We start from the raw sequence: 26,768 nt of genomic DNA, 5'->3' as shown, positions 1-26,768 counted from the left end.
CCCGGTCCTGCCGGGGCCTCCCGGTCCTGTCCGGGCCTCAGAGTGCCTGGGGGTACGTGAAGAAGCCGTTCGGGTCGTACTGCTTCTTCAGTTGGGTCAGGCGCGGGAGGGCGTCGCCGTAGTACGCCTTGCGCCAGTTCGTCAGGGTCGGGTCCGCGTAGTTCTGGTACGCCGCGCCCGAGGCGTACGGGGACATCGCCTTGTGGGCGGTATTCAGCCACGACTGCGCCGCCGTGCCCGTCGTGCCCGCCCGCCACGACGCGATGTACTGCGCCAGCATGCGCGAGCGGCGGTGGACGAACGCCGTCGCGGTCGGGGACACGCGGTTCACCGCGCCGCCCAGCGCCGTCAGCGCGATGCTGCCCGAGCCGACCTGGACCGACTTCATCTGCTTCAGCAGTGCCTGGATGCCGGCCGCCGAGAGCGAGCGGTCGAAGAAGTCCGAGCGGGCCGCGTACGTCTCCCGGCCCAGCGCGCCCTGCGGTGAGCGGCCCGGCGTCGAGCCCGGCAGGTGGCACTGGGCGTCGGAGGAGAAGGACGAGCAGCCGGCGTAGACCTCCATCGCCGCCTCGTACGTACGGCGGCGCAGCGAGACGCTCGTCGCGGGGGCGCCGGCCCGGTCCGCCAGCCGGTCCACGGCGGTCTGGAGCTGGCCGTACGTGCCGATGCAGAACGCGGCGACCGAGATGGTCGGGGTGCCGCCCGGCGCGTTCGCCACGTGCAGGGAGGACCAGATCTCGTCGGGCTGGGACGGACCCCACTCCTGCCAGGCCTTGATCACCGCGGCCGCCCTCGACCAGGGCCAGGTGAGGTAGCCCGTCACCGCCTGGGGCGCGGGGTGGGTCTTGAACTCCAGCTCCGTGACGATGCCGAAGTTGCCGTTGCCGGCTCCGCGCAGCGCCCAGAACAGGTCCTTGTTCGTCGTCGCGTCGGCGGTGAGCTGCTTGCCGTCGGTGGTGATGATCGTGGCCCGGGTGAGGCTGTCGCAGGTGAGGCCGTAGGCGCGGGAGACGACGCCGTGGCCGCCGCCGAGGACCAGACCGGAGACGCCGACCGTCGGGCAGGATCCCGCCGGGATCGTCACGCCCTTCGCGGCCAGCGCCCGGTAGACGTCGATCAGCTTGGCGCCCGCGCCGACCACGGCCGTCGTGCCGCTCGCCCGGACCCGGTTCAGCTTGGAGACGTCGATGATCAGCCGGCCGTCGCCTGAGGACCAACCGCCGTAGGAGTGGCCGCCGTTGCGGATCGCGACCTTCGTCCCGTGCGCGCGGGCGTACGCCAGAGCGGTGCGGATGTCGTCGGCGTGGGCGATGTAGGCCACCGCCGCCGGCTTGAGGTTGTCGAAGCGGGTGTTGTAGAGCTGGCGGGCCGCCGCCCAGGAGGCGTCGCCGGGGCGGACCAGGATGCCGTCCAGGTCGCGGGCCAGCGCGGTCCAGTTGGCGGGGGCGGAGACGCTGGTGGTGGTGAGGCGGGTGGTCGTTCCGGTGGCCTTCGCGTCCCCGGCTGCTCCAGCGGCTCCGGTGGAGGCGCTCGCGGTGCCCCCGGTCGCCCTGCACGCGGTGACCGCCGCCGCGACCGTCGCCGTGCCGCCTGCGATGAACGTACGCCGTTCCATGTCCCTGCCGCCTTCCCTCGACCGCCCGTCGGCTTCATGGAACGAGACGGGGTCATGGGACCACGGGTTCCGGCGGGGGCCGGCGGTGACGCAACGGTGACGTCGGCCGGTCGGGCGTGAGTGTGATCAGGCGTGGGTGTGATCGGGCGTGGGTGTGATCGGGCGTGGGTGTGGTCAGACGTGGGTGTGGCGCTCGGCGTCCGTTCTCGCGAGGCTTCTCGCTCTGCGGGCCGGGCCGCGCCAGCCGCAGGTGCAGCGGGCCAGGCAGAAGCGGCCCTGCTCGACGGTCGTGGTGCTGTGGGCCCCGTCGCTGCGGGGAAGGTCTGAGCCGTCCTGCTGTGTCACGAACACAACGCTACCCAGGTTGAGGAAAAGCACCCGTATGGCGGTCGCAAGCCGGGCGCAGGGCGGTTGTGCGCCTCGGTGCCGCGTGACGGGGGCAGTTACCCGTCGTTAAGCGGACGACACGAGGCCCGTGACGGACGTACCGGCTGGGGGTAGGCAGGCCATGGCGGAGCGGCAGCGGCGGCAGGTGGGTGCGGCGGTGATTTCGGGGCTCGTCGCGGGGGTCTGTGCGTGTGCCGCCGGGTGTTCCGGGGGCGGGGCCGGCGCTGAGGACGGCCGGGCGGCCGATCCCGTCGAGACGTTGCACCGGGCCGCCGACACCCTCGTGGAGGCGGGCACGTCGAAGGCGCGGACGTCGATGGAGATGGCCACCGGCGGGACCCGGGTGACCATCCGGGGCCAGGGGGTGTACGACTACCGCAAGCAGCTCGGGGAGTTCAAGGTGCTGCTGCCGCAGGATCCGTCCGGGGTCAGTGAGCACCGGCCGATCACCGAACTCCTCGCGCCCGGAGCCCTGTTCATGAAGAACCGGGGGGCCGGGGTGCCGGCCGACAAGTGGGTGCGGGTGGAGACGGCGACCCTGTCCGACGGGAACCTGGTGACCGGCGGGGCCACCGATCCGTTCGCCGCCGCCGAGGTGCTGCGGGGGGTGCGTACGGCGACGTACGTCGGGCGGACCGAGGTGGCCGGGACGGCGGTGCGGCACTATCGCGGGACCGCCGATCTGGCGGTGGCCGCCGAGGACGCGTCCGTGGGGGGACGGGATGCGCTGCGGGCGGCGGCGAAGGGGTTCGCCACGGCGCGGGTGCCGTTCGACGCCTACCTCGACGACGAGGGGCGTATCCGGAAGGTCCGGCACCGGTTCAGTTTCGTCAACGGGCAGCAGAAGGACGCCGTCGCCGTCGCGTCCACGACCTTGTTGTACGACTTCGGGCTGCCCGTCGAGGTGCGGCTGCCGGCCGCCGGGGACATCTACGCGGGGCGGATCGCGGAGGAGTGAAGCCGCTCCGAACGGACAGATTCAGCCACAGGGTGGGCACAAGGACTAGCCCGTCCGTGCCATGCGCGCGATGTGGAGCGCTCCCTACTCTAGGAAGTCACTCCAGGAAGTCGGCGACGGCAGAGACGAGGTGATGCGCGTGGCTCCGGGCGGCGGTACGGCAGTTCAGGACAACGTGGCCCTCGCCGAGATCGAGTTGTGCGGGGAGCTGATCATCGCGGCCTCGACGGCGGCGGGGGAGGAACGGCTCAGCCTGGAGAGCATCGATCAGGTGTTGCGGGTGGGGGAGGAGCGGGAGCGGGGCGAGGAGTGGGCGGCGCGTGGTGGTTCAGGCGCCGGTTCCAGCTCCGGTTCGGGTGAGTCGGCTGGGTCAGGTGCGTAGGAGGCGGGCGATCGCCTTGGTTGCTTCCTCCACCTTCGCGTCGATCTCCGTGCCGCCCTTGAGGGCCGCGTCGGCCACGCAGTGGCGCAGGTGTTCCTCCAGGAGTCGCAGCGCGAACGACTGCAGGGCCTTGGTGGAGGCGGACACCTGGGTGAGTATGTCGATGCAGTAGGTGTCCTCGTCGACCATGCGTTGCAGGCCGCGGATCTGGCCCTCGATGCGGCGCAGGCGCTTGAGGTGTTCGTCCTTCTGTTTGTGGTAGCCGTGGACCACTGTTCCGGGTGCGTGGTCCGGTTCGGCTGAGGGGTCGGGGGCGACGGTGGGGTCGGGGGTGCGGTCGGGGCCGGGGGTTTCCGTGCCGGCCTCGGTGGTCGTCATCTTGTCCTCCAGCGCTCCGGCTCCTGCTCCTGACCTATACCCCTACTGGGTATATCGTACCGAACTTTGGCGGGTACACGGTCCCAGCAGGGACTTCGCCGGTCGCCCCCCTGCCGGTCGGTCTGCCCCATGGGCGACACTGGGGGACGGCCCATTAGCCGTGGCCGGATGATGCGCCTAGCATCAGCCTGACCGAATCGATGCATCCTGAGGACCCCACGTGCGCTTTCGTCTGACCCCCAGGGAGACGAGCTTCTACGACATGTTCGCCGCATCCGCGGACAACATCGTCACGGGCTCGAAACTCCTCATGGAACTGCTCGGGGCGGACACCGCCGGCCGGGCCGAGATCGCAGAGCGTATGAGGGCCGCGGAGCACGCAGGTGACGATGCCACGCACGCGATCTTCCATCAGCTGAACTCCTCGTTCATCACGCCGTTCGACCGTGAGGACATCTACAACCTCGCGTCCTGCCTCGACGACATCATGGACTTCATGGAGGAGGCCGTCGACCTGGTCGTCCTCTACAACGTGGAGGAGCTGCCCAAGGGGGTCGAGCAGCAGATCGAGGTGCTGGCGCGGGCGGCGGAGCTGACCGCCGAGGCCATGCCGAATCTGCGGACCATGGAGAACCTCACCGAGTACTGGATCGAGGTCAACCGGCTCGAGAACCAGGCCGACCAGATCCACCGGAAGCTGCTGGCGCATCTGTTCAACGGCAAGTACGACGCCATCGAGGTGCTCAAGCTGAAGCAGATCGTGGATGTGCTGGAGGAGGCCGCCGACGCCTTCGAGCACGTGGCCAACACGGTGGAGACCATCGCGGTCAAGGAGTCCTGAGCCCTTCATGGACACCTTTGCTCTGATCGTGACCATTGGCGTCGCGCTCGGATTCACGTATACGAACGGCTTTCACGACTCGGCGAACGCCATTGCCACGTCTGTTTCCACTCGGGCGCTGACGCCGCGCGCCGCGCTGGCCATGGCCGCTGTGATGAACCTTGTCGGTGCCTTTCTGGGGAGCGGTGTCGCGCACACCGTCAGTAGCGGGCTGATCGAGACTCCTGAGGGGTCCAAGGGGATGGGGATTCTGTTCGCCGCGTTGATCGGGGCGATCGTCTGGAATCTCGTCACGTGGTATTTCGGGTTGCCGTCTTCTTCCTCGCACGCGTTGTTCGGGGGGATGGTGGGCGCTGCGCTCGCCGGGGGGACGGATGTCATCTGGTCCGGGGTGCTCGACAAGGTCGTCATTCCGATGTTCGTGTCGCCGGTGGTGGGGCTTGTCGTCGGTTATCTGGTGATGACGGCTATTTTGTGGATGTTCCGGCGGGCCAATCCGCACAAGGCCAAGCGGGGCTTTCGGATCGCTCAGACCGTTTCGGCGGCGGGTATGGCGCTGGGGCATGGTCTGCAGGACGCGCAGAAGACGATGGGCATCGTGGTGATGGCGTTGGTCATCGGGGATGTTCAGGGGGCCGATGATCCGATTCCGGTGTGGGTGAAGATTTCTTGTGCGGTGATGCTGTCGCTCGGGACGTATGCGGGTGGGTGGCGGATCATGCGGACGCTTGGGCGGAAGATTATCGAGCTTGATCCGCCGCAGGGGTTTGCCGCGGAGACGACGGGGGCGTCGATCATGTTCATCTCGGCGTTTTTGTTCAAGGCGCCTATTTCTACGACGCATGTGATCACTTCGGCGATCATGGGTGTGGGGGCGACCAAGCGGGTCAATGCCGTGCGGTGGGGAGTCGCCAAGAACATTGTGCTCGGGTGGTTTATTACGATGCCGGCGGCTGCGGCAGTTGCGGCGTGTTCGTTCTGGCTCGTGAACCTGGCGTTCCTGTAGCGGAATCGCCCACCCACCCGCCCGACTCGGCAGGTTGAAGAGTCACCCCCCTCGGGGCTCCGCCCCGAACCCCCCTCGGGGCTCCGCCCCGAACCCCCCTCGGGGCTCCGCCCCGAACCCCCCTCGGGGCTCCGCCCCGAACCCCCTCGGGGCTCCGCCCCGAACCCCCTCGGGGCTCCGCCCCGAACCCCTCGGGGCTCCGCCCCGAACCCCCTCGGGGCTCCGCCCCGAACCCCTCGGGGCTCCGCCCCGAACCCCCTCGGGGCTCCGCCCCGAACCCCCCTCGGGGCTCCGCCCCCTGCACCCCTCCCGGGCTCCGCCCCGAACCCCCTCGGGGCTCCGCCCCCTGCACCCCTCCCGGGGCTTTGCTCCCTGTGCTCCTGCGCCCCGGGTGTCGGTCCGTCCGGCTCGGTGGGGTGAGCAGCGCCCCTCTCCCCGGGGCTTCGCCCCGAACCCACGGCGGGGCGCCGGCCCCTGCACCCCTTGCGCGGCTCTGCCTCTGCGCACTGCGCCTAGCCGTCCGTCCGACTCGGTGGGTTGACGAGGCACCCTCCTTGGGGCTTCGTGTCTGCCCTGGGGGGTCCGCGCAGGAAGGTGACACTTTGGTGGGGGAGTGTCACCTTTCTGCGGCTCAGCTACCGGGGACCCGGCGAAGACTTGCGAGACCGTTCGCCGTCCGACCGCCGGAGGCAAACGTGAGCACGCCCCCCGGGAAACCCCGGGGGGCGTGCTCTTTGTGTCCTCGCGGTGGCACCGCCATGCAGCACCGCGAGGGGACTGGGGTGGCTGGTTCAGCCGAAGCGGCCCGAGATGTAGTCCTCTGTCGCCTGGACCGACGGGTTGGAGAAGATGCGCTCCGTGTCGTCTATCTCGATCAGCTTGCCGGGCTGGCCGACGGCGGCCAGGTTGAAGAAGGCGGTGCGGTCCGAGACGCGCGCCGCCTGCTGCATGTTGTGCGTCACGATGACGATGGTGAAGCGCTCTTTGAGCTCGCCGATCAGGTCTTCGATCGCCAGCGTCGAGATGGGGTCCAGGGCCGAGCACGGCTCGTCCATGAGCAGGACCTTCGGTTGCACCGCGATCGCCCTTGCGATGCACAGGCGCTGCTGCTGGCCGCCCGACAGGCCCGAGCCGGGCTTGTTCAGGCGGTCCTTGACCTCGTTCCAGAGGTTCGCGCCCTGGAGGGACTTCTCGACGACGTCCGCGAGCTCGGCCTTCTTGTAGCTGCCGTTCAGGCGCAGGCCCGCCGCCACGTTGTCGAAGATGGACATCGTGGGGAACGGGTTCGGGCGCTGGAAGACCATGCCGACCTCGCGGCGGACCGACACCGGGTCGATGCCCGCGCCGTACAGGTCCTCGTCGTCCAGGAGGACCTTGCCCTCGACCCGGCCGCCGGAGGTCACCTCGTGCATACGGTTCAACGTGCGCAGGAACGTCGACTTGCCGCAGCCGGAGGGGCCGATGAAGGCCGTCACCGAGCGCGGTTCGACCGACATCGAGATGTCCTCGATCGCCTTGTGGGCACCGTAGTAGGCGGTCAGTCCGCTTACGTCGATTCGCTTGGCCATGTTTTCTACTTCACTTCCGGATCGGACGGATCAGTCGCTGTATGGCCGCGTCAGCGACCGGTCTTCGGTGCCTTCCAGCGGGCGATGCCACGGGCCACCAGGTTCAGGATCATCACGAAGGCGATCAGCGTGAGCGACGCCGCCCAGGCACGGTCGTACGCCGCGCTCGAACCCGCGCTCTGCGAGTACTGCTGGTAGATGTACAGCGGGAGCGAGGCCTGTGCACCCTCGAAGGGGTTGTTGTTGATGAACGGGTTGCCGAAGACCAACAGCAGGACCGGGGCCGTCTCGCCGGCGATTCGGGCGATCGACAGCATGACGCCCGTGATGATGCCTCCGATCGACGTCGGGACTACCACCTTCAGGATCGTGCGCCACTTCGGGACGCCCAGGGCGAGAGACGCCTCGCGCAGCTCGTTCGGGACCAGCTTCAGCATTTCCTCTGTCGAGCGTACGACGACCGGCATCATCAGGATCGCCAGCGCGAGCGAACCCGCGAAGCCGAAGGGCTGCATGTCGAGCATCAGCATCAGGCTGAGGATGAAGAGGCCCGCGACGATGGAGGGGATGCCCGTCATGACGTCCACGAAGAACGTGACCGCCTTCGCGAGGCCGCCCCGGCCGTACTCCACCAGGTAGATCGCCGTCAGGATGCCGATCGGGGCGCCGATCGCCGTGGCCAGGCCGACCTGCTCCAGGCTGCCGATGATGGCGTGGTAGATGCCGCCGCCGGGCTCGGAGTCGGCGACCACGCCCATCGAGTGGGTGAGGAAGTAGACGTCGAGGACCTTCGTGCCGCGCTGGATCGTCGTCCACAGCAGCGACACCAGCGGGATGACCGCCAGGATGAACGCCACCCAGACCAGGCTCGTCGCCACCCGGTCCTTCGCCTGCCGGCGGCCCTCGATCTTCGCGGCGATGCCGTACGTGCCGGAGATGAAGAGCAGGCCGGCGATCAGGCCCCACTGCACCTTGCTGTCCAGGCCGCCGACGAGACCGATGAGGACCGCGAGGGCGAGCGAACCGCCGGCGATGGCCCACGGGGACCACTTCGGGAGGCTCGCGCCCCGCAGCGTGCTGGGGGTCTTGTCGGCTACTGCTGTTGCGTGGCTCATGCGTTGGCCCCCGAGTACTCCGCGCGGCGGGCGATGATCATGCGTGCCGCGCCGTTGACCAGCAAGGTGATGACGAACAGGACCAGACCGGAGGCGATGAGCGCGTCACGGCCGAACTCCGTCGCCTCGCTGAACTTGCTGGCGATGTTCTGGGCGAAGGTGCCGCCGCCGGGGTTGAGGAGGCTGGCGTGGATGTCGAAGTCGGGGGAGAGGACCGTGGCCACGGCCATCGTCTCGCCCAGTGCCCGGCCGAGGCCCAGCATCGACGCCGAGATCACTCCGGAGCGGCCGAAGGGGATCACCGACATGCGGATGACCTCCCAGCGGGTGGCGCCCAGCGCCAGGGCCGCCTCCTCGTGCATCTGCGGGACCTGGCGGAAGACCTCGCGGCTCACGTTGGTGATGACCGGCAGGATCATCACGGCCAGCAGGATGCCCACCGTGAGCATGGAGCGCGGGGCGCCCTCGTCCCAGGAGAAGACGCCGGTCCAGCCGAGGTAGTCGTTGAGCCAGCCGAACAGCCCGTTCATGTGCGGTACGAGCACCAGCGCGCCCCACAGGCCGTACACGATGGACGGTACGGCGGCCAGCAGGTCGACCACGTACGAGATGGGGCCGCTGAGCTTGCGCGGCGCGTAGTGCGTGATGAACAGGGCGATGGCGACCGCGATCGGGACGGCGATGACCATGGCGATGATCGACGAGACCACCGTGCCGAAGGCCAGGACCGCGATGCCGAACTGAGGCGGGACGAGGCCGGTGTTCCACTCGAACGTGGTGAGGAAGTTGGCGTCGTCCTTGCTGATCGCGAGGTAGGCCCGGTAGGCGAGGAAGACCGCGATGGCGGCCATGATCACCAACAGGAAAATGCCCGAGCCGCGGGAGAGACCGAGGAAGATCCGGTCACCGGGTCGGGTGGCGCCGCGGGCCGCGCGCTTCTGCTCGGCGGTCTCGGTCGGCGGGGTCACGGGGGGCGGGGTGTCGCCCGCGTCTGACTTCTGTGTCGATATGTCCATGGGGGTCTCCGGTTTGCGGAGCCGCCCTGCGGGTGTGGGGGCGGCTCGGGTGGGGCCGGGTTGCGGGTGGCCCCTGGCGGCGGTGCACCGGACGGGCGCGGTCCGGACCGGGTCTCCCCGGCGCCGGACCGCGCCGCTCAGATCAGCTCAGGCCCTCGATGGTGCTGCGGACCTTGGTGATGATGGCGTCGGGGATCGGCGCGTAGTCGATGCCCGACAGGATGCCCTGGCCGTCCGTGCTGGCGACGTAGCGCAGGAAGGCCTTGGTGGCGGGCAGGGTGGCGGCCTTGTTGCCCTTGTCGCAGACGATCTCGTACGTGACCAGGGTGATCGGGTAGGCGCCGTCGGCCTTGGTGGCGTAGTCCAGCTTCAGCGACAGGTCGCTACCGGTGCCGACGACCTGGGCGGCGGCGACGGCCTTGGTGGCGCCGTCGGAGGAGGCCTTGACCGGGGCGGCCGCGCCGGTGTTGACGGCGACGGTGCCGAGGCCGTCCTTGGCGTACGACAGCTCCATGTAGCCGATCGCGCCGGGGGTCTGCTTGACGCCCTGGGCGACACCGGAGGAACCGGCCGCGGACTGGCCGCCCTTGGCCTGCCAGGCCTTGCCGCCGGAGTAGGGCCAGTCGGTCTTGGCGGTGGCGATCAGGTACTTGGTGAAGTTGTCCGTCGTACCCGACTCGTCCGAGCGGTGGTACGGCTGGATCTTCTGGTCGGGCAGCTTGGCGCTCGGGTTCAGCTTCTTGATCGCCTCGTCGTTCCAGTTGGTGATCTTGCCGTTGAAGATCTTGGCGATCGTCGCGGCGTCCAGGACGAGGTCGCTGACGCCCTCGACGTTGTACGCGACGGCGATCGGGCCCGCGACCATCGGCAGGTCGATGCCCTGGCCGCCGGAGCAGACCGACTTCGAGGCGGCGACGGCGTCGGGCTTCAGCGCGGAGTCGGAGCCGGCGAAGGCGACCTGGCCCTGCGTGAACGCGGTGACGCCCGCGCCGGAGCCGGAGCCCTTGTAGTTGACCTGGACGCCGGAGCAGGCCTGCGTGAAGTTCTTGACCCAGGCGTCGATCGCGTTCTTCTGCGCGGAGGAGCCGTCGGCGAGGAGCTGGCCCTTGGCGTCGTCACACTTGATGGACCCGGCGGCCGCGGTGGCCGAGGAGCTGCTGCTGCCGCCGCTGGTGGAGCCGGTGTCGTCGGAGCCGCACGCCGTGAGGGCCAGGGCGCCGGAGACGGCGAGAGCACCGAGGGAGAGAGCCCGCCGGTTCATGCGCTGAAGCTTCACTTGAGGAAGATCCTTCCAGGAGCCGCCGTCCTGAATTCCGGCGGCGTGCGGAGTGTGCGAAGTCTGCTCGGCGTGCGCGCGTCCCCGTTGGCCGCGTGCCGCACCGTGTAAGGCTGAAATTAGGCAGATCAGGTGAAGCCGCTTACGGGCACGGGTAAACGGGGGGTGAACCCCTGGGGACGGTGCGGTTAGGTCACGGAACGCTCACGTCGAGGACACGGGCCGGTCCCGGCGCCCGCCCGGTCGCCAGCAGCTTGCGCGCCCGGTCGTCAGCACCGCGCGCGCCCGGTTCTCCGTATCGCGCGCGCCCGGTCCCGGTACCCGTTATGCCAGGTGCAGGACGTCCAGCAGGGCGTCCACGAGCGTACGGTCCCTCGGCTGGGTGAGCCGGTCGCGCGCAGCCGGCGGCGGGAGCCAGAGGAGGCGGTCGACCTCGTCGTTCGGGGCGAAGGCGCCGGCGACGGCTTCGGCCGCCCAGTAGCTGACCTGCTTGGGGCGGCCGTTCGCCTCGTAGGCCACGGTCGGCAGCCGGGCGCCGGGCGCCGCGCGGTAGCCGGTCTCCTCTTCGACCTCCCGCAGCGCGCCATCGAGCGGCTCCTCGCCGCGCTTCAGCTTCCCCTTGGGGTGCGACCAGTCGTCGTACTTGGGGCGGTGGACGAGGCACACCTCCAGTTCACCCCCGGCCGGGGAACGCCGCCACAGGACACAGCCGGCCGCCTGGACGGTCGTGGCGCCGGCCGTGGGGTCGGTCGTGCCGGTCGTGGTGACGGAGATGTCGTCGGGGTCGTGCGGCGTGCTCATTCGGTACTCACCGCCTGGGAGGTCGGGGCCTGGGGGTCAGGGCGTGCCGATGGTCTGCTGCTGCCAGGAACGCTGGAACGCGTACCGAGCCGCCTCCACCTCATGCCGCTGGTCCGCGTGCAGCACGCCGAGTGCGTACGCGGTCGCGGGCGCGATCCGGGGCGTGCGGGCCGCCTGGGCCGCGGCGGACGACGCCTCCGAGGCGTCGCGGTGCCGGTCGAGGGCCTGACCGGCGGTCAGCAGGCGGACGTCCAGCGGGGTGCCGCGGCCGTGGACGACCTCGCACGCGTACCGGTGCAGGCGCAGCAGCAGCCGGACCTGGTGCCAGGGCGCGTCCTGCGGGTGCGGGGCCGGCTCCGCGGACAGGCCGTGGATCAGGGCCTCCGCGTTGTACGGGCTGCCCGCGGTGAGCAGCGGGAGCGCGCCGACCGCGTCGCAGAGGCGCTCCTCGGCCGCCCTGGCGAGCGGGCGCAGGTCGGTGGCGGGCGCGGCGGGGGTGAGCGGGACCTCGCTGGCGAGGACGGCGACCTGGTCCGCGACGGCGTGGAAGCGGGCGGAGCCGAGGGCCTGCAGGGCGGTGGAGTGGGCCCGGGTGCGGGCGAGGGTGAGCTGACGGTCCAGGAGCGCTCCCGCCTTCGCCGCGCCAACGGTGAGGTTGCCGCGGTCGGGGGTGGTGGTCGGCCGGGGGGCGGAGGTGGGGGTGACGGCGGACCGGCCGCCCGTGCCCGCGCCTGTGCCGGTCGCAGCCTGAGCCTGAGCCTGAGCCTGGGGCTGGGGCTGGGGCTGGGGCGGCACCGGTGTGGGCGTGGCGCCCGAGAGCCGGTTCAGTGCCAGCAGCAGCCGCTCCAGCCGGGCCCCGTACGCGTGCTCCAGGGCCAGTGTGCCGGACAGCCAGGCCAGTTCGGGGCGGATGCCCTCGGACCACTCGGCGTCGAGGAGGGGCCGGAAGGTGTGCAGGCTGCCGCTGATGCGGCGGGCCGAGCGGCGCAGGGCGCGCACCGCGTCGACGCGCTCCTGCACACCGTTCGCCGACGTGTTGGCCGCGATGCTCGACGTGGCGCCCCCCGTCTCCCGGTGCAGGCGCAGGGCGCGCAGGAATTCCGTGGCCTGGTCACGGAGGTAGCCCCCGAGGGCGTCCCCCGTGGTCACGGGCCCGGTCGTGAGGTCCGTCAGGTCATGGTGTCGCTGTGCCACGCCGGCGCCTCCGCGCGTCTATGAGCATCTCCTGGACGTTGCGCAGGGGCGCGCCGTCCGTGTCCGTCGCGTGCCGGGTCCACTCGCCGTCCGGGCCGAGGTGCCAGGAGGCGGTGGCATCGGACATGCCGGTCTCCAGCAGCCGGTTCAGGGACGCCCGGTGGGCCGGGTCGACGACCCTGACCAGGGCCTCGATACGGCGGTCGAGGTTGCGGTGCATCATGTCGGCGCTGCCGATCCACACCTCGGGCTCGCCGCCGTTGCCGAAGCCGAAGACGCGGGAGTGTTCGAGGAAGCGGCCGAGGATCGAGCGGACCCGGATGTTCTCCGACAGGCCCGGCACGCCCGGGCGCACCGCGCAGATGCCGCGCACCCACACGTCGACCTGCACGCCCGCCTGGGACGCGCGGTAGCAGGCGTCGATGAGGGCCTCGTCGACGATCGAGTTGACCTTGATGCGGATGTGCGCGGGACGTCCGGCGCGGTGGTGCTGGACCTCCTTGTCGATGCGCGAGATCAGGCCGTCGCGCAGGGACTTGGGGGCGACGAGCAGCCGGCGGTAGGTCTCGCGGCGGGAGTAGCCGGAGAGCCGGTTGAACAGGTCGGAGAGGTCCGCGCCGACCTGCGGGTCCGCGGTGAGCAGGCCGAGGTCCTCGTAGAGCCGGGCCGTCTTCGGGTGGTAGTTGCCGGTGCCGACGTGGCAGTAGCGGCGCAGCGTGTCGCCTTCCTGGCGGACCACCAGCGACAGCTTGCAGTGCGTCTTCAGGCCGACCAGGCCGTAGACGACGTGGCAGCCGGCCTCCTCCAGTTTGCGCGCCCACTTGATGTTGGCGTGCTCGTCGAAGCGGGCCTTGATCTCGACCAGGACGAGGACCTGCTTGCCGGACTCGGCGGCCTCGATCAGCGCGTCGACTATCGGCGAGTCGCCCGAGGTCCGGTACAGGGTCTGCTTGATGGCGAGGACGTCCGGGTCCCCCGCCGCCTGCTCCAGGAACGCCTGCACGGACGTCGAGAAGGAGTCGTAGGGGTGGTGCAGCAGGACGTCGCGGCTGCGCAGGGCCGCGAAGATGTCCGGCGCGGACGCCGACTCGACCTCGGCGAGGTCGCGGTGGGTGCCGGCGATGAACTTCTTGTACTTCAGCTCGGGACGGTCGAGGCCGTGGATGCGGAAGAGACCAGTGAGGTCGAGGGGGCCGGGGAGCGGGTAGACCTCCGCCTCGCTGATCTTGAGCTCGCGCACCAGCAGGTCGAGCACCTCGCGGTCGATGGACTCCTCCACCTCCAGGCGCACCGGCGGCCCGAAGCGGCGGCGCATGAGCTCCTTCTCCAGGGCCTGGAGCAGGTTCTCGGCGTCGTCCTCCTCGACCTCGAGGTCCTCGTTGCGGGTGAGCCGGAAGGCGTGGTGCTCCAGCACCTCCATGCCCGGGAACAGCTCCTCCAGGTGGGCGCCGATGACGTCCTCGATGGGGACGTAGCGGCCGGGGGAGCTCTCCAGGAAGCGGGACAGCAGGGGCGGCACCTTGACGCGCGCGAAGTGCTTGTGGCCGCTGACCGGGTTGCGGACGACGACCGCGAGGTTCAGCGAGAGACCCGAGATGTACGGGAAGGGGTGCGCGGGGTCGACGGCCAGGGGCGTGAGGACCGGGAAGATCTGGTGCCGGAACAGGGTGAAGAGGCGGGCCTGCTCCTTCTCCGTCAGCTCGCTCCAGCGGACCAGGTGGATGCCCTCCTCCGCGAGGGCGGGGGCGATGTCCTCGTGGTAGGTCGCGGCGTGCCGGGCCATGAGCTCGCGCGAGCGCGCCCAGATCATCTCCAGCACCTCGCGCGGCTGGAGACCGGAGGCGGAGCGGGTGGCGACGCCGGTGGCGATGCGGCGCTTCAGTCCGGCCACCCGGACCATGAAGAACTCGTCCAGGTTGCTGGCGAAGATGGCCAGGAAGTTCGCCCGTTCGAGAAGGGGCGTGTTCGGGTCCTCGGCGAGCTCCAGGACGCGTTCGTTGAAGGCGAGCCAGCTGCGTTCCCGGTCGAGGAAACGGCCCTGGGGCAGCTCGGGCCCGTCGTAGGGTGACTCCTCGTACGCGTCGAGGTCGGCGTCGATGTCGGGTTCCAGGTCGGACACCACGGCCGACACGGTGTGCGGGCGGTGCGCGGCTATGGAGCCCACGGAGGGCTGCGCGTGCTGGACCTGTGCCTGGGCGTCTGACTGGCTCATGGACCCATTCTTTCGCGCCAACAGGGTGACGGGCGCGTCGGAACGTGCGGGCGGCAGCGCGGCGGGCGTCCCGTAGGGGTGATTCCCCTCGGGGGGCGGCGAAGGCTCGGGCACGTCGGGGTTCATTCACCGAGCGTCGCAAGGTCGTCTGAACCGACGGTTACGGCGACATGGCGTGCGGGATATCGGGGGGCGGCTCGCGGGGGTCGCGGGAGGTCGCGCGGGGTGCGTACGTCTTGCCCTCCCCCGTAGGTATGAGGGACGTACGCACCTGGGTCTCGCGGTTTTCAGGCCGTGCGGCGGCGCAGCAGCCAGAAGGCGGCGGCGGTCGCGGCGGCCGTGACGGCGAGGACGACGCCGGTCTCCACGAGCTGGAGCGGCCAGTAGTGGGACTCGGGGTGGTAGGTCACGTACGAGCCTTCGACGCCCAGGTCGGCCAGGCAGCGCCGGGTCTCGGCCGCCGTTCCGTCGCACCGCCAGTAGGCGAAGTCCGGGACATGCCGCCCGTGGACCACGGAGCCGCTCTCCACCTCCCACGCGGACGCCGGGTGGTCGAGCTCCCCGGTCGGGGACGGCGAGGTGACGGTCACGGTGGGCCAGAAGGAGGCGCGCAACCGCGCCACGACGTGGCCGAGCAGCCCGGTCACGGCCACGGAGACGGCGAGGGCGGGCAGCGCGCGGCGCAGCAGGAGCGCGGTGACCGCGCCGACGGCGAGCGCGCACAGGGCGTACGCGACGGTGGCCGGGCCGCGCGAGAGGTATGCGGCGTCGGACGTCCAGCCGTCGTACAGCAGGCCGTGGTCGCCGCCCCAGGCCCAGCGGAACACCAGGACCAGGACGGTGGCGCCGGCGGTCACCACGAGCGCGGGGACGGCGAGTTTGGCGGCCAGCCAGCGCGCGGGCGTGACGCCTTGGGTCCAGGCGAGCCGCGCGGTGCCGTTCTCCAGCTCGCGCCCGAACAGCGCGCCGCCCGCGAAGGCGGCCACGGCGAGGAAGAGGTACGAGGTCAGCAGGCCGATCCAGTCGACCGTCTCGCCGTAGCCGACCATGCCGACGGTCAGGTCGCAGAGGTCCCGCCCCGCGCGGTCGCAGGCCTCCGTCTCCGCGCGCGTGTCCTTGGCGACCGTCTCGGTGAACCACACCAGCCAGCCGCTCAGGACCACCACGGCCAGCGCCCAGACGCGGACGGCGGCGCGGTGCACGCGCAGCACCGTGCGGGCGGTTCCCCAGGCGTCGTGGTGGGGGCGGTCGACGGCGGCGCGGGGGCGGGCATCGGCGACGTCGGTCATACGGTGGTCACCTCGCCCGCGCGCGGGGCGCTGGGCCGGGTCGCGGTCGTACGCCTGAGCAGGACGAACGCGGCCACGGCGAGGGCGGCGGCCACGGCCAGCAGGGCGGCGGTCGTGGTCAGCTGGAGGGGCCAGTAGTGGGACTCGGGGTGGTAGGTGGTGTAGAAGCCGGTGGCGTCGAGCCGGGCGTACACCGCCTCGCAGCCGGGGACGAACGTCGGCCCGCAGCCGGGGTCGGCGATGTGCGCGCCGGTGGAGGTGACCAGCCCCGAGTCGACCTTGATGCCCGAGCCGCCGTAGCCGTCGGCGAGGCTGGTGACGCGGGTGACGGCCGGCCACAGGTGGGGCATGACCAGGTCGGCGAGCACCCGCGCGGCGGCGACGAGGCCGAAGGCGAGCGTCAGCGCGGGCAGCGTACGGCGCAGCAGCACGCCCGCGAAGGCGCCGCCGGCCAGTCCGGTCAGGGCGAACGCGATGGTGGTGGTCCCGTTGGTGTGCAGGGTGAGGTTGTCGGACCAGGTCTTGGCGGTGTCGATCCGGCCGTCGCCCGCCGACCACATCAGGCGGTGCAGCGTGACCAGCAGGCCCGTGCCGGCGGCGACCAGGACAGCGGGCACGGCCAGCTTGGTGGCCAGCCAGCGGGTCGGCGACACGCCCTGCGTCCAGGCGAGCTGCGCGGTGCCGTGCTCCAGCTCGCGGCCGAACAGGGAGGCGCCCGCCCACGCGGCGACGAGGAAGGGGAGGCCGGTCAGCGCGCCGGTCGCGTACATGTACACGCTCTTGTAGCGGACGATCGCGTCCTGGTCGTACTGGCAGGGGCCCTCGTCGCGGCAGGCGTTGTACTGGCGCCAGCCCTCGATCGCACCGTGGGTCAGCGGACCCCACAGCCACACCAGGGCGGCGGCCAGGACGACGACGAGGCCGGTCCAGACGTACAGGGCGGGCCGGTGCAGGCGCAGCAGCCAGCGCGGTCCGGGACGGTGTCCGGGGGAGCGTCCGTCGGCGTCCTTCGAGGCAGCCGGGGAGACGGTGAGTGCGGTCATACGGCGGCCTCCTCGGGCGTGGCCGGGGTGAGCGGGGTGGCCTGCGGGTTGCGCAGGTAGGCGAGGACGAGCTCCTCCAGGGAGGGCGTCGAGGTGCGCCAGCCGTCGGCGAGCGGGCCCGCCGGGCGCACCAGGGCGGTGAGCTGACGGCCGGTGACCCGGGACTCGACGACCGTGTGCGGGGACAGGAACAGGGCCTGGTCCGGGGCGGTGGATTCGGTCGGTGCGCTCACGCGCGCGTGGGCGGCGAGCAGGTCGTCGAGCTCACCGGCGAGGCGTACCCGGCCGTCGCCGACCAGCAGCAGGTGGTCGCAGGAGTCCTCCAGTTCGGCGACCACGTGCGACGACATCACGATCGTCGTGCCGTACTGCGCGGCCCGTGCCATCAGGGTGCCCATCAGCTCGTGCCGGGCCAGCGGGTCGAGGTCGGCCATCGGCTCGTCGAGCAGGAGCAGTTCGGGCTGCTTGGCGAGGGCCAGGGCGAGCGCGACGCGGGTGCGCTGGCCGCCGGAGAGGGCGCGGATCCTCTTCTTGCGGTCGAGATCGCCTGCGGAAACGATCCGCTCGGCGGTCTCGGCGTCCCAGCGGCCCGGGTTGAGGTCGGCGCCCACGAGCAGGGTCTCGGCGACGGTGAGCTGCGGGTACAGCGGCTTGTCCTGGGCGACGTAACCGACACGCGCGCGTGCGGACGCCGGGTCCGTCCCGAGGACGGTGACCCGGCCCTCGGTGGGGGCCAGCAGGCCGGAGGCGAGGGCGAGGAGCGTGGACTTGCCCGCGCCGTTGGGGCCGACGACGGCACAGACGCGTCCGGCGGGAAGGCGGAACGTGCACTCGCGCAGCGCCCAGCCTCCGCGCCGGCCGAAGCGCTTGCCGAGCGCGGTTGCCGCCATGGCGGTGTCGGTCATGAGGGGTCTCCCTGAAGGTCGTGCGGGTCGTCGGGGACGGGGGTGGGCGCGGGTGCGGGTGCGGGTGCGGGTGTGGGTGTGGGTGCGGGTGCGGGTGCGGGTGCGGGTGCGGGTGCGGTTGTCGGTACGGCTGTGGCTGTTGGTGCGGGTGCGGCTGCGGCGAACTGTTCGTCGAGTACGGCGGTGAAGAGCGCGGCGACGTCGTCGCGGTCCAGCCCGGCCGCCCGGGCGCGGTCGGCCCAGACGTCCAGGTCGGCGCGCAGCGGTGAGTCGGCGCGCAGGGGCGAGTCGGCCGGGGCGGTGTTCAGCCCGCGCCGCACGAAGGTGCCGAGGCCGCGCCGGGCTTCCACCAGCCCGTCGCGCTCCAGCTCGCGGTACGCCTTCAGCACGGTGTTCGGGTTGATGGCGGTCGCCTCGACGACCTCGCGAGCGGTGGGCAGCTTGTCGCCGGCCTCCAGCAGGCCCAGGCGCAGGGCCTGCTTGGTCTGCTGGACGATCTGGACGTAGGTGGCGACACCGCTGTGCCGGTCGATGCGGTATTCGACCACTCGGAACACCACCCTTTCACTAATTGAGTAGTGAAAGGGTGGTGGAAGGCGGCGCGGAAGTCAAGATCGACGTGTGGGGGAGGGGGCGAGGGCGAGGGCGAGGCAGGTGCGGGCGGGGCCGAAAAAATTGTGTCGGGAATCGTGAACCGATCGGCGGGGCTCGTCCGATGAAGGGTTGTGAGCGAAACGAGAAGCGACGGGGAGCTGCTGCGGGCCATCGCGGCGGACCGGGACCGTCACGCCTTCGAGGAGCTATACCGGCGGTACGCACCATGGCTGACCGCGCGCCTGCGCGGCCGCTGCGCCGACGCCGGGATAGTCGACGACGTCGTTCAGGAGACGTTCCTCGCGGTGTGGCGCGGCACCGCCCGCTACCGCGAGGAGGGCCCCTCGGGCGACGCCGCCGGCTGGCTGTGGTGCATCGGCGCACGCCGTCTGGTCGACGCCGTGCGCGGCGACGGGGCGCGCGGCCGGCTGCGTCAGGCGCTGTCCCGGCTGCGCCACCGTGACGAGGTCTCGGCGGAGGAGCGCGTGCTCGCCGGGGTGGAGCACGGCGACCTCGCCGGGGCTCTCGTCCGCCTCTCGCCGGAGCTGCGGGCCGTCCTGCAGGCGACCGTCATAGACGGGCTCACCACCCGGGAGGCGGCCGTTCTGCTCGGCATCCCGCCCGGCACCGTCAAGACGCGGGCGCTGCGTGCCCGCAAGCAACTGCGGGAGGCGCTGGCATGAGGCGGCGGTACGTGAGCGGAGTGGGCCCGCGCGGTCGCGTGGGCGACGAGCAGTCGAGGGAGGACCTGGCATGACATGGCACGTGGCTGAAGAAGACCTGCGGGCCTACGCGCACGGCGAGTTGGCACCGCCCCTGCTGTGGTCCGCCGACACCCACCTCGCCGGGTGCGCCCAGTGCCGGGCCCGGCTCGCGGGGGCTACCGACCCGGTCGCGCTGGACACCGCCTGGGAGCGGCTGGACGCCGAGCTGGACGCGCCGCGTCCTGCCCTGCTCGAACGGCTGCTGGTGCGGCTCGGCGTCGCCGACCACACCGCGCGGCTGCTCGCGGCGACGCCGGTGCTGCGCCGCTCCTGGCTGCTGTCGGTGCTGTTCCTGCTGGTCATGACGGTGCTGGCGGTGCGCGTGGTGGACAAGCCCGCGCTGTTCCTCGCGCTCGCCCCGCTGCTCCCGCTCGCCGGGGTCGCCCTGTCGTACGGCCCGTCCCTCGACCCGACGTACGAGATGGCGGTCGTCGCCCCGCTGCACGGCTTCCGGCTGCTGATGATCCGTACGGTCGCGGTGCTCACCGCGGGCCTGGTGTTCAACGGCCTGGCGACGCTGGCCCTTCCGGGGTACGGGCTGCTGGCCCTGTCCTGGCTGCTGCCCGCGCTCGCCCTCACCACGACGGGCCTTGCGCTGACCGCCCGGCTGGGCCCGGTCGTCGCACCCGTCCTGGTCGGCGGCGGCTGGCTGACGCTGCTGCTGGTGGCCACGGCCCGGACGCCCGCACAGGACACCCTCGCCCCCTTCACGGCGGCAGGCCAGTCCGCCGCGGCAGTGGTCGCGGCCCTCGCCGCCCTGCTGCTCTACCAGGCCCGGGACCGCTTCGACGCCCGCCCGCTGGCCGGCTTCCAGGACGGCGGCACCGCATGACCCGCCACCCGACCCCCACCATCGCCTTCCCCAACTCCCTCTCCCCCACCCCGACCCCGACCCCGACCCCGGCCTCGCCGACCCAGCGCCCTTCGTCGGCCCACCGCACGTCGCCGACCCACCGCCTTTCGCCGGCCAACCGCACGTCACCGACCCCCCACACTTCGCCGGCCGACCGCACTTCCAGGAGCCTCGCATGACCACCGCGTCCACCCCCGGCCACGGCGCCGGAGCGGCCCTCGGCCCCGTCACCGTGACGGCCACCGACCTCTCCCTGCGCTTCGGCGGCACCCGCGCCCTCGACGGGGTCTCGCTGCGGCTGAGCCGTGGTGTCACCGGGCTGCTCGGCCCCAACGGTGCCGGAAAGACAACCCTGTTGCGCGTGCTGGCCACGGCCGTGCCTCCCGACGGGGGCGGGTTCACCGCCCTCGGCCACGACCCCGGTACCGCCGCCGGACGCCTCGCCCTGCGCCGCACCCTCGGCTATCTGCCCCAAACCCCTGGATTCCACCCGGACTTCACGGCCTTCGACTTCGTCGACTACGTGGCGATCCTGAAGGAGCTGACCGACCGCGCCGGCCGGCTGCGCGAGGTGCGGCGCGTGCTGGAGGCCGTCGACCTCTCCGACATGCGCGGCAAGCGCATCAAGCGGCTGTCCGGCGGCATGCGGCAGCGCGTCGCCCTGGCCGCCGCGCTCGTCGGCGACCCCGGCTTCCTCGTGCTGGACGAGCCGACCGTCGGCCTCGACCCCGAACAGCGCATGCGGTTCCGGGAGTTGATCGCCCAGGCGGGCGAGGGGCGCACGGTGCTGCTGTCCACCCACCAGACGGAGGACGTGGCGATGCTCTGCCACCGAGTCGTGGTCCTGGCCCGCGGCCGCATCCGCTTCGAGGGCACCCCGGCCGACCTGACCGCCCGCGCGGACGGCCGGGTCTGGAGCAGCACGGAACGCGACCCGAACGCCCTGGCCGGCTGGCGCACCGGCACCGGCAGCTTCCGCAACATCGGCGACCCGCCGGCGGGTGCCGACCTCCTCGAACCCACCCTGGAGGACGGCTATCTGCTCGCCCTCGACGGCGAGAGCGCGGAGGTGCCGGCATGAGCACCCCGACCACGACTCCGGCCTCGACGATCGAGGAACCCGCCGCCACGCTCACCGAGCCCCCGCGTGAAAGCCACCGCACAGGAGCCGTCCTGGCCCTGGCCCGCTTCGAGGCCCGTGAGCTGCTCCTACAGGCCCCGGTGCTGCTTCTCTTCGCCCTGTACGTCGGCTTCGTCGCCCTGCGGCTGATGAGCAAGGACGGCATGGACGACTTCCCCGTCCTCAACACGGTCGACCGCCGCACCCAGGTGACACCGCTGCTGTTCGCCATCGCCATGCTCATCTGCACCAACTCGGCCGCGCTGCGCTCGCGCAAGCACGGCACGGTCCAGCAGCTCGGCGTCCTGCCCATGGAACCCTGGCGGCGCACGCTCGCCCATGTGCTGTCCGTGATCCCGTACGCGGCGCTCACCGCGCTCGTCGTCGCGGGCGAGTTCATCCGAGAGGCGCTGAAGCCCGGCGCGATCGGGCACGGCTCGTTCGGGGAACTGGCCGTCGGCCCCCTGAGCGTCCTGCTGGCCGGCATCACGGGCATCCTGCTGGCCCGCCTGGTGCCCTCCACCTTCGCCCCCATAGTGTTCGTCATCGCCATGTACCTGCTGGGCATCATGGCTTCCGTCCTCGTCGGTACCGAGGACAACTGGGTGGGCTGGCTCTCCCCGATCCTCTTCGGCGACTCCGGTGGCGGCGACCCGGTCCCCGCCGACCTGCTCGGCCGCCCCGCCGGCTGGCACGCGCTGTATGTGACAGGCGGGTGCGTCCTGCTGGCCTGCGTGGCGCTGCTGGTGTCCGGCGGCCGTACCCGAGCCGTTAAGACGGCGACCGCCCTCGCCCTGGCGGCCACCGCGGCCGGCGTGGTCGGTCAGATCCCGCGCGACACGGCGGCCCTGGAAGCGGCGCGCAGGACGGCGTCCGAGACGCCTCAGAAGGTCCAGTCGTGCACGACGCACGGCGGCTCGACGTACTGCTCGTTCCCCGAGTGGAACGGTGTGCGGTCCGACTGGGCGGAGGTCGTCGACCGCGTCCAGTCCCTCGCGGGAGGCACGGCGGCGGACGCGGGCCTGACGGTCCGCCAGCGCATCGACGCCAGCGGCGGAGTGGAGGTCGACGGCGCTCTGACCCCGTCCGCCACCCCGGGCCGGGTGACGGTCGGCACGCGCTGGGGCGGCAACCGGGTCCCCGAGTTCGCGGTCGGAGTGGCCGCGGTCCTGGTGGGCGGCTCGGAGGACGTGACGACTCGGGACATGTGCGACGCCCGCGGGGTGACCGTCATGTGGCTGGTGCTGGGCGCCGACCCCACCCCGATGGCCACCTTCCAGAACGTGCGGCTGGACGACGGCACGACAGGCTCGGGCGAGGTCCTGGCCCCCACGAACGGACTGAGCATGACGGCGGCGCAGACGACGGTGGTCCGCGAGCTCCTGGACCGCCCGCGCGCCGAGATCACCGCCCGGGTCAAGGCCCACTGGACGGATCTGACATCCGCGAAGACGACGACCGCCCAGGCAGCGACGCTGCTGGGGGTCAAGGTGCCGAAGGAGGCAGAGAAGTGCGGGGAGTAGCAGAAGCGCGGGAGACAGAGGGAGCGGAGACGGGGAGAGCCTCGGCGGCCCTGCTCCGGACCCTGGTGACGCCGGTGTGGCGCAGCCTCCCCCGGCGGGCGCTGACCACCGCCGGCGGGGTGGGCCTGCTGCTGGCGGCCACGACACGGCTGCCGGACACCGCACCGGACGCCGACCTGGGACAACTGGTCCTGCGCCTCACCGCCCTCACCGGCGCACTGGGCCTGGTCTTCCTCCTGGACGACCCCGCCCGCAACACGACCGAGGCGACACCGGTGGGCCGCCCCCGGCGTACCGCCTTGCGCCTGGCCCTCGTGGCCCCGCTCACCGTCCTCTGGTGGGCGACGGCCCTCCTCCTCGTCCCCGCCCCCACCCGCCCCGCCCTCGGCCCGGCCACCCTCGAAGCAGCGGCCATGTCCTGCGCCGCCCTGGCCCTCGCCACCCTCGCCGTCCGCTTCACAGCGACCCCGGAAGCGGGCAGGAGCATGGCGATCTGGCTGGGAGTAGCAGCCGGGGTCACACTCCTGGTCCCCAACAAATGGGGCCTACTGGGCACCCCGCACGACCCCTACTGGGTGGCCACGCAGGTGAGATGGGCGGTGGTACTGGGTGCGACGCTGACGCTGAGCGCGATATGGACCCCGGAGCCTTTGACGAAGGGGGCAAGAATCAGCCCGTCCGGGGGTACCCCCGCTGCGGGAGCCTGAGGACAAGGCGGATGCCATCCCGAGCCCCCACCCACCCGCTGGGGGCGCCTTTCCCGGCGGGGGAGCCTCTTTTGACGAGGGGTGCCTTTCTCGACGCCGGGCCGCACATTCAGCCCGTTGGGGGTCCCCCCTCTGGGGGAGTCTGAGGGCGGGGCCCCTTCAGTGCCGACAGCGGGGGTCTGGGGGCGCAGCCCCCAGAGAGACGGCACCCTCGACTCCGGCACCCTCGACTGCGGCACCTTCACCGAGCGACGGTCACGTCTCCGTGCGGTACATCAGATCCGTCTCGTGCGTGACGAAGCCCAACCTCTCGTACACCGACACCGCCGCCTTGTTGTCGGCATCGACATACAGCATCGCCGTAGGCAACCCCTGCCCCGCGAGATGCCGCAGGCCGACCGTGGTGAGGGCCTTGCCGAGGCCACCCCCCTGCGCACCGGGCGCGACGCCGAGGACGTACACCTCGCCGAGCTGCTCCTCGGCGTGGACCTTCGTCCAGTGGAAGCCGACGAGCCGCTCGCCGCGGAAGGCGAGGAAGAAGCCGGCGAAGTCGAACCAGGGCTGGGACTTGCGGTCGTCGAGGTCGCGTTGGGTGAGGGAACCCTGTTCGGGATGGTGGGCGAAGGAGGCGGCGTTGACGGCGAGCCAGGCGGAGTCGTCCTGCCCGGGGACGAAGGTGCGGACGGTCACGCCCTCGGGCAGCACCGGCTCGGGCAGTTCGAGGTCGGTCAACGGCCGCCGCATCTGCCGCAGTTCGCGGAACAGGGACAGGCCGAGAACCTGGGCGAGGTGCCGGGCGGCGGAGTGGCCGCCGTGGGCCCACACCCGAAGCCGCTTGCCGGAGGCGGCGAGCAGGGCGGAGCCGAGCGCGCGCCCGTGCCCGTGGCCGCGGTGGGAGGGGTGGACGACCAGCTCGGCGGCGGGCGCCTCGACCGGGTCGGTGTCCTCCAGTTGGGCGTAGCCGACGAGTTCGTCGCCGAGGGTGAGGACCAGGTGGGAGACGCCCTCGCGGGCGCCTCCGCGCAGTTGCAGCCGGCCCTGTTCGGACACCGCCTGCTGGCCGTCCGTCCGGGCGGCCTCCGCGAGCAGGTCGAGGACGGCCTCGGTCTGTCCGGGGGCGAGCTCGGAGTGGGTCTCGATGGATCGGGAGCCGGGGATCCGTGCGGTGTCGTCGCTGGTCATGCGTACGAGGGTAAGGGGAGGGCCGTACAAAGTGCGGGCAAAGGGGAGGGCAAAGGGAAACCAGGATGTAACCCGGAAACCCCTGTCGCGCTACGCGCGTTGAATCTAGGCTGCGCCGGACGGGGCCACCTATCTCAGCCGATCCACAGGGGGGCGCATGCCAGCCACATCCCAGCCGTACCGCGGCCGCAGACGTCGTACGTACCGCCTGCTCGCGGCGGCCGCCACGCTCGCCACCACCGGCGCCCTGGCCGCCGCGCTCCCGGCGGACGCCCACGACGCCAAGCAGGCCAAGCACGGCAATCCGCAGCCGCACCGCTACCAGGACGTGCAACTGCTGTCCTTCAACGACCTGCACGGCAACCTGGAGCCCCCGTCCGGTTCCTCCGGCCGGGTCACCGAGGTGCAGGCGGACGGCACGACGAAGACGATCGACGCGGGCGGTGTCGAGTACCTGGCGACCCATCTGCGCGAGGCCCGCAAGGGCAACGCCTACTCGGTGACGGCGGCCGGCGGTGACATGGTCGGCGCGTCCCCGCTGATCTCGGGCCTGTTCCACGACGAGCCCACGATCGAGGCGCTGGACAAGCTCGACCTGGACGTCACGTCGGTCGGCAACCACGAGTTCGACGAGGGTGCCAAGGAACTGGGCCGGCTGCAGAACGGCGGCTGTCACCCGACGGCCGGCTGCTACACGAAGAAGAAGTTCAAGGGCGCCGACTTCCCGTACCTGGCAGCCAACGTCCTGAACGAGAAGACCGGCAAGCCGATCCTGAAGCCGTACTGGGTCTGGAAGAAGAAGGACGTCAAGATCGGCTTCATCGGCGTGACGCTGGAGGACACCCCCGGTGTCGTCTCCGCCGAGGGCGTCAAGGGCCTGAAGTTCAAGGACGAGGTCGAGACGATCAACAAGTACGCCAAGGTGCTGCAGAAGCAGGGCGTGAAGTCGATCGTGGCGCTCATCCACGAGGGCGGCCTCCCGGCGTCGTCCGCCTACAACTACAACTGTGACTCCCCGGGCGCGGGCGACGGGATCTCCGGCCCGATCGTGGACATCGCGAAGAACATCACGCCGCAGGTGGACGCGCTGGTCACCGGCCACACGCACGCCGCGTATGCGTGCACGATCCCGGACCCGTCGGGCAAGCCGCGCACGGTCACCTCGGCCGCGTCGTTCGGCCGGCTGTACACGGACACCACGCTGACGTACGACCGCTACACCGGTGACATCGCGCGGACGGCGGTCAAGTCGGCGAACCACGTGGTCACCCGGACCGTCGCCAAGGCGCCAGACATGACCGAGCTGATCACCAGGTGGAACACCCTGGCGGCGCCGATCGGCAACCGCGCGATCGGCCACATATCCGGGGACGTTCCCAACACGGGTACCGAGTCCCCGATGGGCGACATGATCGCGGACGCCCAGCTCTGGTACGGCAAGCAGCTCGACCCGGAGACGGACCTCGCGCTGATGAACCCCGGCGGCGTCCGGGCCGGCCTCACCTACGCGGCCAAGGGCAGTGAGGGCGACGGCGTGGTGACGTATGCCGAGGGCTTCACGGTCCAGCCGTTCTCCAACACCGTGAACCTGCAGAACTTCACCGGCGCCCAGATCGTCCAGATCCTCAAGGAGCAGGTGAGCGGCGTGAACGCGAGCGCGCCGAAGATCCTGCAGCCGTCCGCCAACCTGACGTACACCCTGGACCTGACGAAGACCGGCGCCGACCGCGTCGTCACGGACTCCATCCGGCTGAACGGCGCGGCGATCGCCGCGACGGCCACCTACCGCGTCTCGACGAACAACTTCCTCGCGGGCGGCGGCGACGGCTTCCCCACCCTGGGCCAGGGCACGGGCGACCTCGTCGGCACCGACGACCTGGCGGCCCTGGAGCAGTACCTGACGGCCAACTCCTCGGCCACCGCACCGATCGTCCCGCCGGCGACGAACCGGATCACGATCGTGCAGTAACCCGTTCAGCCGCTTCAGCGGAACAACCAGGAGGCGGCCGTGTCACCGACGCGGCCGCCTCCTGGCCTTC

Annotated in this window: 24 protein-coding genes and 1 pseudogene; 10 read left to right on the top strand and 15 right to left on the bottom strand. The window is 71.4% G+C overall.

Annotated elements, in window-relative coordinates; translation table 11 throughout:
• Positions 1-37 precede the first annotated feature (37 nt).
• Together OG352_RS20250 and OG352_RS20245 are read right to left on the bottom strand one after the other, a co-directional pair.
• Positions 38-1,615 (bottom strand): FAD-binding oxidoreductase, encoded by a 1,578-nt coding sequence (locus tag OG352_RS20250; protein ID WP_329218715.1) that lies wholly within the window; start codon positions 1,613-1,615, stop codon positions 38-40.
• Positions 1,616-1,789: 174 nt separating this feature from the next.
• Positions 1,790-1,960 carry a hypothetical protein gene (locus OG352_RS20245; protein WP_329218714.1) on the bottom strand — a complete coding sequence of 57 codons (171 nt, stop codon included), beginning with the start codon at positions 1,958-1,960 and terminating at the stop codon, positions 1,790-1,792.
• Positions 1,961-2,123: 163 nt separating this feature from the next.
• Between OG352_RS20245 and OG352_RS20240 the strand changes: the two genes are divergently transcribed.
• Together OG352_RS20240 and OG352_RS20235 are read left to right on the top strand one after the other, a co-directional pair.
• Positions 2,124-2,960, top strand: a complete 837-nt coding sequence (locus tag OG352_RS20240) for a hypothetical protein (RefSeq protein ID WP_329218713.1) — start codon at positions 2,124-2,126, stop codon at positions 2,958-2,960.
• Positions 2,961-3,093: 133 nt separating this feature from the next.
• Positions 3,094-3,342, top strand: a complete 249-nt coding sequence (locus tag OG352_RS20235) for a hypothetical protein (RefSeq protein ID WP_329218712.1) — start codon at positions 3,094-3,096, stop codon at positions 3,340-3,342.
• Here OG352_RS20235 and OG352_RS20230 read toward each other — a convergent pair.
• Positions 3,331-3,720: a metal-sensitive transcriptional regulator gene (locus OG352_RS20230; protein WP_329218711.1), complete on the bottom strand. Its 390-nt coding sequence runs from the start codon at positions 3,718-3,720 to the stop codon at positions 3,331-3,333. The two genes, OG352_RS20235 and OG352_RS20230, sit on opposite strands and share 12 nt — an antisense overlap.
• 220 nt (positions 3,721-3,940) lie before the next feature.
• Between OG352_RS20230 and OG352_RS20225 the strand changes: the two genes are divergently transcribed.
• Both OG352_RS20225 and OG352_RS20220 read left to right on the top strand, forming a co-directional pair.
• Complete coding sequence (locus tag OG352_RS20225) at positions 3,941-4,561, top strand: DUF47 domain-containing protein (protein WP_037678700.1); 621 nt, start codon at positions 3,941-3,943, stop codon at positions 4,559-4,561.
• Between the two features lie 7 nt (positions 4,562-4,568).
• The gene (locus tag OG352_RS20220) at positions 4,569-5,567 is read left to right on the top strand and encodes an inorganic phosphate transporter (protein WP_329218710.1); all 999 of its coding nucleotides are present in this window, start codon (positions 4,569-4,571) and stop codon (positions 5,565-5,567) included.
• Between the two features lie 791 nt (positions 5,568-6,358).
• On the opposite strand, the gene pstB is transcribed toward OG352_RS20220, so the two are convergent.
• The 11 genes and pseudogenes from pstB to OG352_RS20165 form a co-directional block, all read right to left on the bottom strand.
• Entirely contained in the window at positions 6,359-7,135 is a 777-nt protein-coding gene (pstB, locus tag OG352_RS20215; protein ID WP_329218709.1) for a phosphate ABC transporter ATP-binding protein PstB, read from the bottom strand.
• A 50-nt stretch (positions 7,136-7,185) separates the two neighbouring features.
• On the bottom strand, positions 7,186-8,250 hold the full coding sequence (pstA, locus tag OG352_RS20210; RefSeq protein WP_329218708.1) for a phosphate ABC transporter permease PstA: 1,065 nt from the start codon (positions 8,248-8,250) through the stop codon (positions 7,186-7,188).
• Positions 8,247-9,266, bottom strand: a complete 1,020-nt coding sequence (gene pstC / locus OG352_RS20205; protein ID WP_329218707.1) for a phosphate ABC transporter permease subunit PstC — start codon at positions 9,264-9,266, stop codon at positions 8,247-8,249. The genes pstA and pstC overlap by 4 nt, the downstream gene beginning before the upstream one ends.
• 142 nt (positions 9,267-9,408) lie before the next feature.
• The gene (gene pstS, locus OG352_RS20200; RefSeq protein ID WP_329218705.1) at positions 9,409-10,542 is read right to left on the bottom strand and encodes a phosphate ABC transporter substrate-binding protein PstS; all 1,134 of its coding nucleotides are present in this window, start codon (positions 10,540-10,542) and stop codon (positions 9,409-9,411) included.
• 324 nt (positions 10,543-10,866) lie between these two features.
• A complete protein-coding gene (locus tag OG352_RS20195) occupies positions 10,867-11,343 on the bottom strand; it encodes an NUDIX hydrolase (RefSeq protein WP_329218704.1) in 477 nt (158 codons plus the stop codon).
• A gap of 36 nt (positions 11,344-11,379) precedes the next feature.
• Positions 11,380-12,537 (bottom strand): CHAD domain-containing protein, encoded by a 1,158-nt coding sequence (locus OG352_RS20190; protein ID WP_329218703.1) that lies wholly within the window; start codon positions 12,535-12,537, stop codon positions 11,380-11,382.
• Positions 12,518-14,875: an RNA degradosome polyphosphate kinase gene (locus OG352_RS20185; RefSeq protein WP_443072306.1), complete on the bottom strand. Its 2,358-nt coding sequence runs from the start codon at positions 14,873-14,875 to the stop codon at positions 12,518-12,520. The genes OG352_RS20190 and OG352_RS20185 overlap by 20 nt, the downstream gene beginning before the upstream one ends.
• A gap of 161 nt (positions 14,876-15,036) precedes the next feature.
• Positions 15,037-16,038 (bottom strand): hypothetical protein, encoded by a 1,002-nt coding sequence (locus OG352_RS20180; RefSeq protein WP_329218701.1) that lies wholly within the window; start codon positions 16,036-16,038, stop codon positions 15,037-15,039.
• The gene (locus OG352_RS20175) at positions 16,035-17,081 is read right to left on the bottom strand and encodes an ABC transporter permease (RefSeq protein WP_329218700.1); all 1,047 of its coding nucleotides are present in this window, start codon (positions 17,079-17,081) and stop codon (positions 16,035-16,037) included. Before OG352_RS20175 ends, OG352_RS20180 begins: the two co-directional genes overlap by 4 nt.
• Positions 17,078-17,971 carry an ABC transporter ATP-binding protein gene (locus OG352_RS20170; RefSeq protein WP_443072485.1) on the bottom strand — a complete coding sequence of 298 codons (894 nt, stop codon included), beginning with the start codon at positions 17,969-17,971 and terminating at the stop codon, positions 17,078-17,080. Before OG352_RS20170 ends, OG352_RS20175 begins: the two co-directional genes overlap by 4 nt.
• Positions 17,972-18,147: 176 nt before the next feature.
• Positions 18,148-18,534, bottom strand: a pseudogene (locus OG352_RS20165) (GntR family transcriptional regulator); the annotation flags it as partial.
• Positions 18,535-18,711: 177 nt separating this feature from the next.
• Between OG352_RS20165 and OG352_RS20160 the strand changes: the two are divergent.
• The 5 genes from OG352_RS20160 (at position 18,712) to OG352_RS20140 (ending at position 23,547) form a co-directional block, all read left to right on the top strand.
• The gene (locus OG352_RS20160; RefSeq protein WP_329218698.1) at positions 18,712-19,263 is read left to right on the top strand and encodes an RNA polymerase sigma factor; all 552 of its coding nucleotides are present in this window, start codon (positions 18,712-18,714) and stop codon (positions 19,261-19,263) included.
• 70 nt (positions 19,264-19,333) lie between these two features.
• Positions 19,334-20,176, top strand: a complete 843-nt coding sequence (locus OG352_RS20155; RefSeq protein WP_329218696.1) for an anti-sigma factor family protein — start codon at positions 19,334-19,336, stop codon at positions 20,174-20,176.
• Positions 20,177-20,372: 196 nt separating this feature from the next.
• Positions 20,373-21,278: an ABC transporter ATP-binding protein gene (locus tag OG352_RS20150; RefSeq protein WP_329218695.1), complete on the top strand. Its 906-nt coding sequence runs from the start codon at positions 20,373-20,375 to the stop codon at positions 21,276-21,278.
• Positions 21,275-22,840 (top strand): ABC transporter permease, encoded by a 1,566-nt coding sequence (locus OG352_RS20145; RefSeq protein ID WP_329218693.1) that lies wholly within the window; start codon positions 21,275-21,277, stop codon positions 22,838-22,840. The genes OG352_RS20150 and OG352_RS20145 overlap by 4 nt, the downstream gene beginning before the upstream one ends.
• Positions 22,828-23,547 carry an ABC transporter gene (locus tag OG352_RS20140; RefSeq protein WP_329218692.1) on the top strand — a complete coding sequence of 240 codons (720 nt, stop codon included), beginning with the start codon at positions 22,828-22,830 and terminating at the stop codon, positions 23,545-23,547. Before OG352_RS20145 ends, OG352_RS20140 begins: the two co-directional genes overlap by 13 nt.
• Positions 23,548-23,802: 255 nt before the next feature.
• Here the strand turns inward: OG352_RS20140 and mshD are convergent, their stop codons facing one another.
• The gene (gene mshD, locus OG352_RS20135; RefSeq protein WP_329218690.1) at positions 23,803-24,729 is read right to left on the bottom strand and encodes a mycothiol synthase; all 927 of its coding nucleotides are present in this window, start codon (positions 24,727-24,729) and stop codon (positions 23,803-23,805) included.
• A gap of 157 nt (positions 24,730-24,886) precedes the next feature.
• On the opposite strand from mshD, the gene OG352_RS20130 reads away from it, so the two are divergent.
• Complete coding sequence (locus tag OG352_RS20130) at positions 24,887-26,698, top strand: bifunctional metallophosphatase/5'-nucleotidase (protein ID WP_329218689.1); 1,812 nt, start codon at positions 24,887-24,889, stop codon at positions 26,696-26,698.
• Positions 26,699-26,768: the final 70 nt, after the last annotated feature.

This window comes from Streptomyces sp. NBC_01485, from assembly GCF_036227125.1.
Taxonomy (GTDB): Bacteria; Actinomycetota; Actinomycetes; order Streptomycetales; family Streptomycetaceae; genus Streptomyces.
The sequence above is the reverse complement of the archived record's forward strand: the minus strand, read 5'-3'. Positions and strand labels throughout refer to the sequence as shown.

Coding starts and splice junctions, on each gene's coding strand:
- OG352_RS20150 (WP_329218695.1), top strand. CDS start 20,373: ATGACCACCGCGTCCACCCCCGGCCACGGCGCCGGAGCGGCCCTCGGC.
- OG352_RS20155 (WP_329218696.1), top strand. CDS start 19,334: ATGACATGGCACGTGGCTGAAGAAGACCTGCGGGCCTACGCGCACGGC.
- OG352_RS20180 (WP_329218701.1), bottom strand. CDS start 16,038: ATGACCGACGTCGCCGATGCCCGCCCCCGCGCCGCCGTCGACCGCCCC.
- pstB (WP_329218709.1), bottom strand. CDS start 7,135: ATGGCCAAGCGAATCGACGTAAGCGGACTGACCGCCTACTACGGTGCC.
- OG352_RS20130 (WP_329218689.1), top strand. CDS start 24,887: ATGCCAGCCACATCCCAGCCGTACCGCGGCCGCAGACGTCGTACGTAC.
- OG352_RS20195 (WP_329218704.1), bottom strand. CDS start 11,343: ATGAGCACGCCGCACGACCCCGACGACATCTCCGTCACCACGACCGGC.
- OG352_RS20145 (WP_329218693.1), top strand. CDS start 21,275: ATGAGCACCCCGACCACGACTCCGGCCTCGACGATCGAGGAACCCGCC.
- pstA (WP_329218708.1), bottom strand. CDS start 8,250: ATGAGCCACGCAACAGCAGTAGCCGACAAGACCCCCAGCACGCTGCGG.
- OG352_RS20220 (WP_329218710.1), top strand. CDS start 4,569: ATGGACACCTTTGCTCTGATCGTGACCATTGGCGTCGCGCTCGGATTC.
- OG352_RS20230 (WP_329218711.1), bottom strand. CDS start 3,720: ATGACGACCACCGAGGCCGGCACGGAAACCCCCGGCCCCGACCGCACC.
- OG352_RS20175 (WP_329218700.1), bottom strand. CDS start 17,081: ATGACCGCACTCACCGTCTCCCCGGCTGCCTCGAAGGACGCCGACGGA.
- OG352_RS20185 (WP_443072306.1), bottom strand. CDS start 14,875: ATGAACCCCGACGTGCCCGAGCCTTCGCCGCCCCCCGAGGGGAATCAC.
- OG352_RS20250 (WP_329218715.1), bottom strand. CDS start 1,615: ATGGAACGGCGTACGTTCATCGCAGGCGGCACGGCGACGGTCGCGGCG.
- OG352_RS20235 (WP_329218712.1), top strand. CDS start 3,094: ATGCGCGTGGCTCCGGGCGGCGGTACGGCAGTTCAGGACAACGTGGCC.
- pstC (WP_329218707.1), bottom strand. CDS start 9,266: ATGGACATATCGACACAGAAGTCAGACGCGGGCGACACCCCGCCCCCC.
- OG352_RS20240 (WP_329218713.1), top strand. CDS start 2,124: ATGGCGGAGCGGCAGCGGCGGCAGGTGGGTGCGGCGGTGATTTCGGGG.
- OG352_RS20170 (WP_443072485.1), bottom strand. CDS start 17,971: ATGGCGGCAACCGCGCTCGGCAAGCGCTTCGGCCGGCGCGGAGGCTGG.
- mshD (WP_329218690.1), bottom strand. CDS start 24,729: ATGACCAGCGACGACACCGCACGGATCCCCGGCTCCCGATCCATCGAG.